The 13,478-nt window shown below is 42.6% G+C and carries 13 protein-coding genes; 11 read left to right on the top strand and 2 right to left on the bottom strand.

Features of this window, described 5'->3' with window-relative positions:
- Positions 1 to 27 precede the first annotated feature (27 nt).
- Genes AC3Z9T_RS13750 through AC3Z9T_RS13735 form a run of 4 tightly spaced genes read left to right on the top strand, consistent with a single transcriptional unit; the run spans position 28 to position 2,852 of the window.
- Positions 28 to 786 (top strand): fimbria/pilus periplasmic chaperone, encoded by a 759-nt coding sequence (locus tag AC3Z9T_RS13750; RefSeq protein ID WP_490126682.1) that lies wholly within the window; start codon positions 28 to 30, stop codon positions 784 to 786.
- Between the two features lie 11 nt (positions 787 to 797).
- On the top strand, positions 798 to 1,436 hold the full coding sequence (locus AC3Z9T_RS13745) for a fimbrial protein (protein WP_490126681.1): 639 nt from the start codon (positions 798 to 800) through the stop codon (positions 1,434 to 1,436).
- A 13-nt stretch (positions 1,437 to 1,449) separates the two neighbouring features.
- Positions 1,450 to 1,998 carry a fimbrial protein gene (locus tag AC3Z9T_RS13740; RefSeq protein ID WP_490126680.1) on the top strand — a complete coding sequence of 183 codons (549 nt, stop codon included), beginning with the start codon at positions 1,450 to 1,452 and terminating at the stop codon, positions 1,996 to 1,998.
- Positions 1,999 to 2,012: 14 nt separating this feature from the next.
- Positions 2,013 to 2,852, top strand: coding sequence for an MrpH family fimbial adhesin (locus AC3Z9T_RS13735; RefSeq protein ID WP_490126679.1), 840 nt, complete (start codon positions 2,013 to 2,015; stop codon positions 2,850 to 2,852).
- Between the two features lie 279 nt (positions 2,853 to 3,131).
- Here the strand turns inward: AC3Z9T_RS13735 and AC3Z9T_RS13730 are convergent, their stop codons facing one another.
- The gene (locus AC3Z9T_RS13730) at positions 3,132 to 3,551 is read right to left on the bottom strand and encodes a DUF6122 family protein (protein WP_490126678.1); all 420 of its coding nucleotides are present in this window, start codon (positions 3,549 to 3,551) and stop codon (positions 3,132 to 3,134) included.
- 471 nt (positions 3,552 to 4,022) lie between these two features.
- On the opposite strand from AC3Z9T_RS13730, the gene tkt reads away from it, so the two are divergent.
- The 4 genes from tkt to fbaA all read left to right on the top strand — a co-directional run bounded on the left by tkt (position 4,023) and on the right by fbaA (position 9,729).
- Positions 4,023 to 6,017 (top strand): transketolase, encoded by a 1,995-nt coding sequence (tkt, locus tag AC3Z9T_RS13725; protein ID WP_490126677.1) that lies wholly within the window; start codon positions 4,023 to 4,025, stop codon positions 6,015 to 6,017.
- Between the two features lie 308 nt (positions 6,018 to 6,325).
- Positions 6,326 to 7,345, top strand: coding sequence for an erythrose-4-phosphate dehydrogenase (gene epd, locus AC3Z9T_RS13720; RefSeq protein ID WP_490126676.1), 1,020 nt, complete (start codon positions 6,326 to 6,328; stop codon positions 7,343 to 7,345).
- A gap of 83 nt (positions 7,346 to 7,428) precedes the next feature.
- Positions 7,429 to 8,592: a phosphoglycerate kinase gene (pgk, locus tag AC3Z9T_RS13715; protein WP_490126675.1), complete on the top strand. Its 1,164-nt coding sequence runs from the start codon at positions 7,429 to 7,431 to the stop codon at positions 8,590 to 8,592.
- A 60-nt stretch (positions 8,593 to 8,652) separates the two neighbouring features.
- The gene (gene fbaA, locus AC3Z9T_RS13710; RefSeq protein WP_490126674.1) at positions 8,653 to 9,729 is read left to right on the top strand and encodes a class II fructose-bisphosphate aldolase; all 1,077 of its coding nucleotides are present in this window, start codon (positions 8,653 to 8,655) and stop codon (positions 9,727 to 9,729) included.
- Positions 9,730 to 10,167: 438 nt separating this feature from the next.
- Here the strand turns inward: fbaA and AC3Z9T_RS13705 are convergent, their stop codons facing one another.
- The gene (locus AC3Z9T_RS13705) at positions 10,168 to 11,019 is read right to left on the bottom strand and encodes a LysR family transcriptional regulator (RefSeq protein WP_490126673.1); all 852 of its coding nucleotides are present in this window, start codon (positions 11,017 to 11,019) and stop codon (positions 10,168 to 10,170) included.
- Between the two features lie 84 nt (positions 11,020 to 11,103).
- Between AC3Z9T_RS13705 and AC3Z9T_RS13700 the strand changes: the two genes are divergently transcribed.
- The 3 genes from AC3Z9T_RS13700 to AC3Z9T_RS13690 are packed head-to-tail and all read left to right on the top strand — an operon-like array spanning position 11,104 to position 13,435.
- Complete coding sequence (locus tag AC3Z9T_RS13700) at positions 11,104 to 11,787, top strand: ankyrin repeat domain-containing protein (RefSeq protein ID WP_490126672.1); 684 nt, start codon at positions 11,104 to 11,106, stop codon at positions 11,785 to 11,787.
- Positions 11,787 to 12,251 carry a nucleoside deaminase gene (locus tag AC3Z9T_RS13695; protein ID WP_490126671.1) on the top strand — a complete coding sequence of 155 codons (465 nt, stop codon included), beginning with the start codon at positions 11,787 to 11,789 and terminating at the stop codon, positions 12,249 to 12,251. The genes AC3Z9T_RS13700 and AC3Z9T_RS13695 overlap by 1 nt, the downstream gene beginning before the upstream one ends.
- Complete coding sequence (locus AC3Z9T_RS13690) at positions 12,251 to 13,435, top strand: cyanate transporter (RefSeq protein WP_490126670.1); 1,185 nt, start codon at positions 12,251 to 12,253, stop codon at positions 13,433 to 13,435. The genes AC3Z9T_RS13695 and AC3Z9T_RS13690 overlap by 1 nt, the downstream gene beginning before the upstream one ends.
- The last annotated feature ends 43 nt before the right edge of the window (positions 13,436 to 13,478 follow it).

The following is a 13,478-nucleotide window of genomic DNA, read 5'->3' as shown; positions in this document are numbered from 1 at the left end:
TAAGAGAACAATTAAGTGAGACAGCAAATGAAAATCAAGAGTTCAAAACGTTTATTGACGGTAGCGGCGTTATTATCAATTTTTTGTGCGAGCCAAGCGTGGTCAGCGGTGGCGCTTGACCGAACTCGCGTGATTTTTAATGGTGAGCAAAAATCAGTTTCACTCACCTTAACGAATAAAAACAAGCAACTACCTTATTTAGCCCAAGGGTGGATTGAAGACGATAAAAATCAAAAAGTGGCGTCTCCATTTGTGGTATTGCCGCCAGTACAGCGCCTAGAGCCGAGTAAAAGCAGCCAAATTCGTATTGAAGCACTCCCTGAGGTTGCACAATTGCCACAAGACAGAGAGAGCTTGTTCTATTTTAACTTGCGTGAAATTCCGCCGAAAAGTGACAAACCGAATGTATTGCAGTTGGCGTTACAAAGCAAAATCAAGTTGTTCTACCGCCCATCAGCTATTGCGCTGAGTGACACGGAAAAAATGAACCAGCCGTGGCAAGAGAAGCTGACGTTGACCAAACAAGGTGACCAATATATTGCCAAAAATCCGACGCCATTTTACGTCACTATTATTGGTGCAGCTGCCTCTACAAGCGCGCCAGCCTCGAAAGAGTTTAATGCAGTGATGGTGGCACCATTTGGGGAGCATGCCTTGGGTATGTCCAGTACACAACTTGGTAATGCGCCGGTGTTGACTTATATCAATGACTACGGCGGGCGTTTGAAACTGCATTTTAAATGCCAGAACAACCAGTGTTCGGTTGTGCCTGAGAAGAAATCATAAGGAGCCGTGTGATGGCGATATCTGCAAACTGTCATCAATATTACCGTCTGGGTTGGGCAAGTAGTTTACTGTGCCTCAGTCTATGGAGTGGCGTGGGTCACGCTGCGGATCGTAATGCGACTCTTTACCGTCCGGATGGTAATTGGAATGTAGAGGGGGCAAGTGGCCAACTGTATGTATTTGGTTCATTAACAGAAAGCCCATGCCGAATCGCCATGGAATCGGTATATCAATCGGTAGATATGGGGAATATTGAAACGGCAGACTTGAAGAAAGTGGGGCAAACAGGGAAACCGGTACCGTTCAATATTGAATTGTTGGATTGCATTGAGACTCCGACGGCACTGCGTGATATCAAAACAGGCAGTGTGGCGTGGAGCAGTGAGCAACCGGGGGTCAAAATGCGCTTTTTAGCACCGTCGGTGCCGTTTTACCCTCAGTTAGCTGAAGTGGAGGGCGCACAAGGGTTCGGTTTGCAACTGAGTGACGAAGCAGGACGAGTGATCTCACTGGGAGAAAGTAGTGTTCCACGTTTGTTATCACCGGGACAAGACAGCTTAAGCTTTTTTATCACACCTGTTAGGGTCGCTAGTGATATGCAAGCAGGGGCTTACCGTGCATTGATTTCTTTTGAGTTATTATACGATTAAGGGATCTCTAAATATGAATGTAAAAATTGGATGCTTATTTTTGCTTTTAAACGTCAGTCATTTACCTTTGGCAACAGCTTATGAAACTGCATTACTTCAGCGGCCAATCAAAGTAAAAGTTGAAGTTTTAGATGAGCCTTGCGATATCGCTCCAGGGGATGAGTTAATTAGCATTGATTATGGCACTATTGTAGATAAGTATTTATATATTAACACCAGAACGATAGGTGAAAAGTTTCAAATTAAACTAATTGATTGTGATATTTCAATTTCAGATCGTGTAGCAATATCTTTTTCGGGCCTAGAAAATAATAAATTACCTGGAATGTTATCCGTTATTCCTAAAAGTGGCCAAGGTGATGTCGGGATAGGTATAGGGTTTGAAACTGAATCCGGCGAGTTTATTCCTCTGAGTGATGAAAAACAGTATAAATTAAATGAAGGTGATAACTCTTTTACTTTTAATACCTTTGTTCAAGCCGAAATAGATAGATTGGTTGCTCGTTCTATTCGATTAGGTGAATTTGAGTCCTCGGCAATATTTCATTTAAATTATGATTAATATGATGGTGATTTATGTTTAAGAGCATATTAGCTATTTTGCTTTTTTTGCTACTAGGGTGTTTCCAACAGACTGCATTGGCTGGGGCTCATGTTGTTCCTATTAAAGTTGTTGATGGAGCAGAGCCAATTGTGACGCAAGAAATCATTAGCTGGACAGAGGATGAATATGCCCTTAATCCATGTTTTGGCGCAGAGTATTGCTGGATAGGGCCTGATGTACAGTATGCAACGCACCCTCCTGGATTATGGGGGTCTTGCTTAGAACATGGTAATTGCGTTCAAATAGAAGATTATGAATATGCTTGGGAAGTTATGGAGGCGTTTGAGCGAGAGCTGGGAGTTCCTTTTCAAGCAGATTTTGGTATTCGTCGGGAAGATGCCACTTGTGTTGGTTTATTCTATGCCCCTGTAGACATGGTGAGTGGTGGTGGTGATCATGGCATTTTATGGCCAAATTCAACATGCGGTAGAATTCCACCCGCAGATCAGTTTTGTGATTTATGGATACCTGATGAAATAGACCATGGAAAGCTAAAAAATAGAGAGCTTGATGGTGATGAAATGGAAACGAGTGGGACATTATCCTGTTTAAAAGAAGGGTCAATGAAGCTATATGTCACATCAAGTGAGGGAATTAGAGATATTGATTTATCGCCTGATGGCTCGCTCTACTCTATTATCTCTTTAGATTCTGGGCAGGGTTATAAGGATGGGTGGAAAGGCGTAAGAATTTCCACATACGGTGATGATATTCCAACTGATTTTGATATTAAATCGACCTTAAAGGCTATTGGCGATATTGCCCCTGGTTTATATGAGGGAACGGCGTTAATAACGGCCGTTTACGACTAAATATTCTCTAAACTCACCTTCCTTTTAATTAAGTTTGCGGCATCTTCTTTATCCTTTAGGGTAGTGACGATGCCAAATACTTACCGTGATCGTATATTTATACTCATCATACTTCAAGTTGCAGCGGTGTTGCCTACGCGACGCTCACCAAGTCTCATAGTTTATCTATGCTCCCCGCCTATCTTCGCTTGTCGCCTACCTACATCTCGAATTATTTAGAGTATAGTCTTTTTATATCATTTTAATGAAACTAATATCATAGATAGCCAGTTGTAATGGCTATATTATTAATACTTTTTTAGCACCAATGGTGCTTTCAGGTATAGCATGATACCTTTCCATTAATACGCTGTTGGCGGTGTTTTCTTTCAAACTCCCCATATAACAATCCAATGAATCGGTAAAAAGATGGAACAGGCAGCCCACCGCAATTGCCTTTAACTTCCATGATGGCAGCAAAAATATCACCACATAGGCAATAGCCGCCCAACCGGTATGTAACGGATGGAAACCAATACCGCAGCGATTGGGATCAAAAATCGGATCTGCCAGTAAATGATCTAAATCGATCACCATGGTTGAGATCATCAACAGTGCTGCTAGTTTCCAATTTTTTCGCCAAAACAGATAGCCAAATAAAATGGGCATGCCAAAATGGAAGCCGTAATGAACGATGTTCCTAAAAATCTCAAACAGCACAATAAAACCTCGAATCGGTGATTATTTAATTTAAAAGTAATGACCAGAGCCTAGTCAACGGCATGATAATGAAACCAATTTAACAACATCGCATTTTTTGTGCCATAAAAGTCCTTGGTTTTGATGATTAGCTAGCAATTTTCATAGAAAAACTTGTCAATAATCACTATTGTTGCCTCTTAATGTATTAGATGTATAAATCACCTTGATCCCTGATGGTAAACTCAGGTTTAATAAGGGCAATGACTTGCGCAAAAAAATTATCTTTAAGTGATATTTTGCGCAATGGAATGGATTCAGCTTTACGGTAGCTTAATTTATTGACAATTCGCGGTTATGAATGTCACGAATAATTGCTGTATGGAGCAAATTGCGTTAGTTTCATAGTTTGCCTATGAAAAATTGCAATAATTCCATATTGCGTTGTGAAAATTGGTTTAAGTACGTTTTTATCCGACCTGGAGTATACTAATGACGACTCGTAAAACCCTTGCTAATGCTATCCGCTTTCTAAGTATGGATGCGGTTCAAAAAGCAAAATCAGGGCACCCTGGCGCGCCTATGGGCATGGCTGATATTGCTGAAGTTCTGTGGCGTGACTATATGAATCATAACCCAGCCGATCCACACTGGGCTAACCGCGACCGCTTCGTGTTATCGAACGGCCATGGCTCAATGCTGATCTATAGCTTGCTGCATCTGACGGGTTATGACTTATCTATCGATGAGTTAAAAAACTTCCGCCAACTTCATTCTAAAACACCGGGCCACCCTGAATATGGTTATACTCCAGGTGTTGAAACCACTACAGGTCCATTAGGGCAAGGTATTGCAAACGCAGTCGGTTTTGCTATCGCAGAGCGCACATTAGCTGCTCAATTTAACCGTCCTGGTCATGACATTGTCGATCACCATACTTATGTGTTTATGGGCGATGGTTGTATGATGGAAGGTATCTCTCACGAAGTCTGTTCATTAGCGGGTACGCTAAAACTTAACAAACTGGTTGCGTTTTATGATGACAACGGTATTTCTATCGATGGTCATGTACAAGGCTGGTTTACAGACGATACCGCAGCACGTTTTGAAGCTTATGGCTGGCATGTTATTCGTGATATCGATGGTCACAACGCAGATCAAATTCATGCAGCAGTGACTGAAGCACACCGTGAAACAGATAAGCCAACCTTGATCATGTGCAAAACCATTATCGGTTTTGGTTCCCCACACAAAGCAGGCACAGAAGCGGTTCACGGTGCACCATTAGGTGATGCAGAAATCGCCGCAACACGTGAAGCGCTGGGCTGGACTTATGCACCATTTGAAATTCCACAAGATATCTACCAAGCGTGGGATGCGCGTAGTGCAGGTAAAGAAAAACAAGCTGCTTGGAACGACAAGTTTGCAGCTTATGCAAAAGCATTCCCTGAATTAGCTGAAGAATTCGCACGCCGTATGGCGGGTGATCTGCCGGCCAACTTTGATGCAGAAGCGAAAAAATTCGTTGAGCATCTGCAAGCAAACCCAGCAAATATCGCTAGCCGTAAAGCATCACAAAATGCATTAGAAGCTTTTGGTAAAGTATTACCTGAGTTCCTTGGTGGTTCTGCTGACTTGGCACCAAGTAACTTGACTATGTGGTCAGGTTCTAAGCCATTGAATGAAGACATAGCGGGTAACTACATTCATTACGGCGTACGTGAATTTGGTATGTCAGCAATCATGAATGGTATTGCTCTGCATGGCGGTTTTATCCCTTACGGTGCAACCTTCCTGATGTTCGTTGAATATGCACGTAATGCGGTGCGTATGGCGGCACTGATGAAAATCCGCAGCATCTTTGTTTATACTCATGACTCTATCGGTCTGGGTGAAGATGGCCCAACTCACCAACCGGTTGAGCAGTTGGCAAGCCTGCGTGTTACACCTAACATGAACACATGGCGCCCTTGTGACCAAGTCGAATCTGCGGTGGCATGGAAATACGCTGTTGAGCGTAAAGATGGCCCGAGTGCACTGATCTTCTCCCGTCAAAATCTGGAGCAGCAACCACGCACAGCTAAACAATTAGCTGAAATCGAAAAGGGTGCTTATATCCTGAAAGATTGTGAAGGCCAACCTGAATTGATCTTTATTGCAACAGGTTCTGAGGTTGAGTTAGCGGTGAAAGCGGCTGATCAGCTGACTGGCGAAGGTCGTAAAATCCGCGTTGTGTCAATGCCTTCAACTGAAGTTTTTGATAAACAAGACGCGGCATATCGTGAAGCAGTTCTACCTTCAAACGTGACTAAACGTGTTGCAATTGAAGCAGGTATTGCCGATTACTGGTTTAAATATACTGGTTTGAATGGTGCAATTATTGGTATGCACTCATTTGGTGAGTCTGCACCAGCTGAAGAGTTGTTCAAAGAGTTTGGCATTACTGCTGAAAATGCAGTTCAAGCGGCTAAGTCTCTGCTTAAATAAGTATGTTAGTGGCTTGATCACAGGCTACTACAATTGCTAAAAATACGCCTCTGTATCAATTTTGGTGCAGGGGCGTTGTTTTTTTGTGCATATGACAGTGTTTTACTATTGCGTTCTCTGAATATATCCCTTAATCTAATTCTTAGTTAGCTGAACCGTTTCAGTTGCTGCGGTTAATCAGTTAAAAAATTTCAAAAATGTAGAGTGAAGCACACTTTTGATGTTTGACCGTTAAAATGAGAAGTAGAGTTTGTATGAGTCAGTTATCCTTATCAGCCGTGTGATTTTGTTGAAATTCAAGGTGTAGGATGCCAATAAAAGTAGCGATTAACGGCTTTGGCCGTATCGGGCGGAGTGTACTTAGGGCTTTATATGAGTCTGGGCGACGTGCAGAAATCGTCGTTGTCGCAATTAATGAGCTAGCAGCCCCTGAAGGGATTGCGCATTTGCTTAAGTATGACTCAAGTCACGGGCGTTTTGCTTGGGATGTCCGTTTGAATGGTTCGCTATTGCAGGTCGGTGATGACAATATTCGTTTGTTTCATCAACCTGACATAAGTGCACTGCCTTGGAAAGAGCTTGGTATTGATGTTGTGTTGGACTGTAGCGGAGCATATGGTTCCCGTGAAGACGGTTTAGCACACCTCGAAGCCGGCGCAAAAAAAGTTCTCTTCTCCCACCCTGGTACTGATGATCTTGATGCAACGGTTGTGTATGGCGTAAATCATGATAGCCTAACAATTGAAGATAAAATTGTTTCAAACGCTTCTTGCACCACAAACTGTATTATTCCAATTATAAAATTGCTGGACGATGCTTTTGGCATTGAGTCAGGTACGGTGACAACTATTCATGCATCCATGAATGATCAACCCGTTATCGATGCTTATCATCATGATTTGAGAAGAACACGAGCGGCGAGTCAATCCATTATCCCTGTTGATACTAAATTAGCAGCAGGTATTACACGGATTTTCCCTCAGTTCAAAGATCACTTTGAGGCGATATCGGTACGCGTACCAACAACCAATGTGACAGCAATTGATTTGAGTGTTACCGTGCACAGTGAAGTCTGTGTTACCAAGGTTAACCAACTACTGCAAAGCGCTGCTCACGGGCAATTTCATGGTATAGTAGACTATACTGAATTACCGTTAGTTTCGATGGATTTCAATCATGACCCACACAGTGCGATTGTTGATGGAACCCAAACGCGTGTTAGCGGTAAGCATTTAATTAAAACCCTCGTTTGGTGTGATAACGAATGGGGCTTCGCTAACCGGATGCTAGATACAACACTGGCGATGGCAGCAACAGGTTTTAACTAATTAACGGTTGTTGAGTTGTAAGGTAAACTTACTTATTCAACTGTTGATGAAAATTTTATAGAGAATCAACAAGAGGATTCACCATGTCTGTAATTAAGATGACCGATTTGGACCTAGCGGGTAAACGCGTTTTCATCCGTTCTGACCTAAACGTTCCTGTAAAAGATGGCAAAGTTACTTCTGACGCACGTATCCGTGCTTCATTACCAACAATTGAAGCTGCTCTCAAGCAAGGTGCTAAAGTCATGGTCACATCTCACCTCGGTCGTCCGACTGAAGGCGAGTACAACGAAGAATTTTCACTGCAACCTGTTGTTGACTATCTGGCAGAAAAAATCGATTACCCAGTGCGTTTAGTTAAAGACTACTTAGGTGGTGTTGAGCTAGCTGAAGGCGAATTAGTTGTTCTGGAAAACGTTCGCTTCAACAAAGGCGAGAAAAAAGACGACGAAACCCTGTCAAAACAATATGCTGCATTGTGTGATGTCTATGTGATGGATGCATTTGGTACCGCTCACCGTGCGCAAGCATCAACTCACGGTGTAGCAAAATTCTCTCCAATTGCTTGTGCTGGCCCGCTATTGAGTGCTGAGCTAGAAGCATTAGGTAAAGCGTTAGGTAACCCTGCTCGTCCAATGGTGGCGATTGTGGGTGGTTCAAAAGTATCAACGAAACTGACCGTTTTAGATTCACTGTCTAAAATCGCTGACCAATTGATCGTAGGCGGTGGTATTGCAAACACCTTTATTGCAGCAGAAGGCAACAATGTTGGTCGTTCTCTGTATGAAGCGGATTTGATCCCAGAAGCGAAAAAACTGTTGGCAAACTGCCATATTCCAGTTCCTACTGATGTGCGTGTTGCGACTGAATTCTCTGAAACGGCTGAAGCAACGCTAAAATCAAGCACAGAAATTAAAGATGACGAGCAAATTCTAGACTTAGGCGATGAGTCTGCTGAGCGTTTGGCTGAGATCTTGAAAAATGCCAAAACCATTCTGTGGAACGGCCCAGTCGGTGTATTCGAATTCCCTAACTTCCGTAAAGGAACTGAGATTGTTGCTCGTGCTATCGCTGATAGCGATGCCTTCTCTATTGCTGGTGGTGGTGACACCCTAGCGGCTATCGACCTATTCGGTATTGCTGATAAAATTTCATACATTTCAACTGGCGGCGGTGCTTTCCTTGAATTTGTTGAAGGTAAGAAGCTCCCTGCAGTTGTGATGCTGGAAGAACGTGCTAAAGCGTAATTAATTTGTCATGAACAACAGGCTGCACAAAGCAGTCTGTTTAACACAGGACCTTTTCAAATGTCTAAAATTTTTGATTTTGTAAAACCGGGTGTTCTCACAGGTGATGATGTACAGAAAGTTTTCGCAGTTGCTAAAGAAAATAACTTTGCATTACCTGCTGTAAACTGTGTCGGTACAGACTCAATTAATGCCGTACTTGAAGCGGCAGCGAAAGTACGTGCTCCAGTGATTGTTCAGTTTTCTAACGGCGGTGCTGCATTTATCGCGGGTAAAGGCTTGAAAGCCGAAGGCCAACAAGCTGCAATCTTAGGTGCAATCTCAGGTGCGTATCATGTGCACCAAATGGCTGAACACTATGGCGTGCCAGTTATTCTGCATACTGACCACTGTGCACGTAAATTACTGCCATGGATTGATGGTCTGTTAGACGCTGGTGAAAAACATTATGCGAAAACCGGTAAACCGCTATTTTCTTCACACATGATTGACCTGTCTGAAGAAACATTAGAAGAAAACATTGAAATCTGTGCAAAATACTTAGCTCGCATGGCGAAAATCGACATGACGCTGGAAATCGAGCTGGGTTGTACAGGTGGTGAAGAAGATGGTGTTGATAACACTGGTATGGACAGCTCTGAGCTGTACACTCAACCAGAAGACGTTGCATACGCTTATGAGAAACTGAGCGCTGTTAGCCCACGTTTCACTATCGCAGCTTCTTTTGGTAACGTTCACGGTGTTTATAAGCCAGGTAACGTACAATTAACACCAAAAATTCTACGTAATTCACAGGACTATGTTTCTGAGAAATTCAACCTGCCACACAATAGCTTGGACTTCGTATTCCACGGCGGTTCAGGTTCAAGTGCTGCTGAAATCAAAGAAGCGGTTAGCTACGGTGTTATCAAAATGAACATCGATACCGATACTCAGTGGGCAACTTGGGAAGGTATCCTGAATTACTACAAAAAGAACGAAGGCTATCTGCAAGGTCAGTTGGGTAACCCAGAAGGTGCGGACAAACCTAACAAAAAATACTATGACCCACGCGTATGGCTGCGTAAAGCACAAGACTCAATGGTTGTTCGTTTAGAGCAAGCGTTCAAAGAACTGAACTGTGTTGACGTCCTGTAATTGTGCTTATACTCTAAATAATTCGAGGTGCAGTTAGGCGACAAGTGAATGAGTCGCTAGGAGCCTACATAAGTAGGTGACTAGCGCGAGTGAGCGTAGTCAACAACACTGCAACTTGAAGTATGACGAGTATAGGCTTGTAAACCAAGCCTATCGCTAAATCAATCCCCCAGTAGGGTTACCTTGCTGGGGGATTTTTGTATCTTTGCTCACTGAACTAACATTAATGTCAGTTCATAATAAAAGGTTGTACTTGGTGAACATAATGGTTCTATTTTGTTTTACTTATGTGCGATCACACCAGATCGGCAAAACTCTAAGAATTCTTGATGTAGTATATTTTCAAGAAACTCTGAATTATTTCTATTTGAATAATGATGCAGTTTTTTTCTAGTTTGATTAACTGATCAAATAGCGATTGCATATTATTTCCTCATCTCAAAGTTGTTCAAATTGCTGTGCTAGGCGTTCTGCTAGCGTTAAAACTATTTCTGAATTGTCATGGACATGCATGGCAATCTCCATTTCTTCGGCATCGGGGAAGCCTTCTTGTGCAGTCAGTATCCGATGCTGTGGTAGTTTTGCTCGCAGTGGTAATAAGCTGATACCTAGTCCATCGGTTATGGCACTTTGAATGCCAACAAGGCTTGAGCAGGTATAGGTAATGTGCCAAGGGCGCTGTTCAATATCTAGCAAGCGGAACATATCGTTACGATACAAACCATTTTCAGGAAAAACAATTAAGGGCAAAGAGCTGGTATTGAGATGAGGGTTATTGGCGCTCGTTAGCCAACACAATGGTTCAGGCCAGCAATAATGGCTATTAAATTCACCTTTGCGCTGCTTAACGATGATCAAATCAAGTTCGCTATTTTGATAACGTTGATGTAATTGGCGGCTTAACCCGCTGGTCACTTCTAAACGAATATTAGAGTGCTCGTGCATAAAAGCAGCCAGTGTCGGAGTAACTTGTCCCGAAGCAAAATCTTCAGGAAAACCAAGGCGCAGAGTTTGGATCACGGCATTACCAGTGGCTTTCATGAAAAACATATCATTGAGCGCGATGATTTTTTTCGCATAACTGAGTAATATTTCGCCTGTTTCTGTCAGGGTTAATAGCCGATGTCCGCGAATAAATAAAGGCTGACCAACTAGCGCTTCAAGACGCTGGATTTGCTGGCTTAAAGTAGACTGAGTTGAATTCAGGTGTTGAGAGGCAATGGTGAAATTCCCCGTTTCTGCAACAGTAATAAAAGTTTTGAGTAAAACAAAATTCAATAAAGTATTCATTTTATAAATACCAGTCATTTAAATATTTAATTTTTAAATATCATATATTTTCAGTAAATTAAACAGTTTACTGAGGAGGCAGCGATGAAAATACAGTTATTCGTTACCAATTGGCGAGTGTACCTACTAAGTGTAATAGGGATTTTTCTGCTACTTATGACTAAATCATTTGCACAATCAAACTCATCATTAGTTGCATTAGCCGAGCAAGGCAATCTTCAGGCGGTAATCCAACAGGTAAAGCAGGGGGCCGATCTTGAACAACGTGACCTGCGCTTACGTACACCGCTGATGGCCGCAACTCATGAAAATCAAATCGAGGTAGCTCGCTTTTTGATTGAGCAAGGAGCAAATGTTAATGCACGTGATGCGATACAAGATACTCCCTATTTATATGCAGGCGCACGTGGATTGCAAGAAATCCTTGAAATGACTTTAACGCATGGGGCGGACTTGAAAAGTACTAATCGTTATGGTGGAACTGCGCTGATCCCCGCTTCTGAACGTGGACATGTAAAAACAGTACAAACTCTGATTGATGCAGGCGTCGATATCAATCATGTTAATCGCTTAGGTTGGACTGCGTTAATTGAGGCTATCATACTCGGTGACGGTAGTGAGCAATATGCCACGATTGTAACGCAGCTAGTTAAAGGCGGAGCTGATGTTAATTTAGCAGATGCGGCTGGAAAATCGCCTCTGACGTTGGCTAAACAGAAAGGATATCGCAATCTGATTGAAATCCTAGAAAGTTCAGGAGCGAAGTAATGTTAAATAAACAATTTTTGCAGCAAGCTATTTCGTTGGCTAAAGAAAATGTTAAAGCAGGTGGTCGCCCGTTTGGTGCGGTTATTGTATGCGATGGTAAAGTAGTCGCAACAGGGGTAAACCAAATGCTTGAGCTGAGTGATCCAACTGCACATGCAGAGCTTATGGCGTTACGTCAAGCTGGGGAAGCGTTAGGAAGGATCAGGTTAGAAGACTGTGTGGTATATGCTAGCGGGCAGCCATGTCCAATGTGTTTAGCCGCGATGCGCATGACAGGTATTTCACGTATTTTTTATGCCTATTCAAATCAAGATGCAGAGCCTTTTGGTTTGTCGACGGAAGCTATCGCAGCTTCGTTAAGAATCGAACCACATCAACAAGTTGGGTTATCGTTCACTCAATTAAAACCTGAAAATGAGACTCAGCCACTATTGTATTCTTTTTGGCGGGAACAACAGCACTGATGGGAGAACGTAAAACAGCATCCTTTGGCTTAGTATTGACGATCATATTAGTGGGGATCAATTTACGGCCTTTTATGACAGGGCCGGGTCCCCTGATCGCAGGGATCATCCAAACCACAGGTATGAATTACCAAGAAATATCACTGTTAACATTATTACCAATGTTGCTAATGGGGGCTGGTGCTTTAATTGTACCTGCATTAAATCAGCGTTTAGGGGAGCGGGTTGGGATCAGTAGTGCTGTATTGCTGCTATTAATCGGCTCTCTATCTCGCTTATTTGTCTCTGATAGTGGGCAATTATTAGCAACAGCATTTATGTGTGGAGTCGGTGCTGCTTATATTCAAGCTGTCTTCCCAGGGCTAATAAAATTACATTTTCCTCATAAAATGGCAGTGATGACGGGTCTATACTCTTCCATGCTCATGGCTGGTGGAGCAATCGGGGCACAATTGACACCGTTAATTGCAGGTTCATCAGGCCATTGGCAAGCGGCATTAGCATGGATGGCATTACCTGCTTTATTTGCACTCATTGCCGTTATCGCGAATATTCGGGCATCTAGCTTACCAAATTTAGTTGGAAATAGTTCAGTTTGGACATTTCTCACTAAACCAAGAGCGTGGTTGCTAATGATTGGCTTTGGTTTTGTTAATGCAGGATATGGTACTGTGGTGACTTGGCTGGCACCATTTTTTATTGAACAAGGTATGAGTAGTGCATTAAGTGGTTCATTAGTGGCTTTATTGAGTGTGTTTCAGGCGCTATCGGCACTCTTGATCCCTGTTCTCGCTTTCCACAATATCGACCGACGCTTTTGGCTTGTCGTCACCTTGTGTAGCCAAATGGTGGGTTTTGCTGGGTTAGTAATTTTTCCTCAATCATTACCTTATTTATGGGTATGTTTAATTGGAGCTGGACTAGGTGGTTGTTTTGCATTAAGTATCATTACTGCTTTAGATCATCTTCCACATCCCGTGAGTGCAGGTGCATTAACGTCATTGATGCAGGCTGGTGGGTTTATCATTGCTGCTTTTGGCCCCCTGTTTGCGGCATGGCTACATGGGATCAGCCAAAGTTTTACTTGGGTATGGGGAGCGCATGTTTTAATGGTATTGATGACATTACTCCTATTTTTACGTTTAAATCCAAAGCATTACTCAAGGTTATTTAATTTGAAATAGCCTAGTATCGCGCAAATACTTCCTACCCATTTAGGGTAGGAAG

The organism is Providencia sp. 6390, assembly GCF_058148425.1.
The sequence above is the reverse complement of the archived record's forward strand: the minus strand, read 5'-3'. Positions and strand labels throughout refer to the sequence as shown.